This window comes from Thermococcus sp. M36 (genome assembly GCF_012027355.1).
Classification (GTDB): domain Archaea; phylum Methanobacteriota_B; class Thermococci; order Thermococcales; family Thermococcaceae; genus Thermococcus.
Window position 1 is genome coordinate 1 of the sequence record NZ_SNUH01000227.1, and the last position, 431, is coordinate 431.

At 35.7% G+C, this 431-nt stretch carries 1 protein-coding gene; it reads right to left on the minus strand.

Annotated elements, in window-relative coordinates; all coding sequences use genetic code 11:
• Positions 1 to 431 (minus strand): S9 family peptidase (locus E3E36_RS12100; RefSeq protein WP_167895610.1); only part of this gene is annotated, 431 nt, incomplete at both ends.

Here is a 431-nt window from a genome sequence, read left to right on the forward strand (position 1 = left end):
TGCTTTAATAAAATTGCTGCACCTGATACACCTGTTCCTGCCAAAGAAATAATAAATGCCAGTTTAGGATACTTTGTAAAAACAATCGGTGCAATAAAACCACCTTCGCTGTGACCTATAACACCTATTTTATTTTTATCAATTTCATTTCTGGTTTGTAAATAGTTTATGCTTGTTAAAACATCATTCGAATAATCTAAGCTGGTAGCATTCGCAACATCGCCTTTGCTTTTACCCTTAGTTCTGTCGTCTACCCGTAAAACAGCCATGCCGTTGTTGGTTAAGTAATCTGCTATTACGGCAAATGGTTTATGATTAATAATGGTTTCGTCTCTATCCTGTAAACCACTACCTGTAATAAGCACAGCAACAGCAAAAGGCCCTTTTGTTTTAGGATAAGTTAATGTACCCGCTAAATGAACAGATTTATA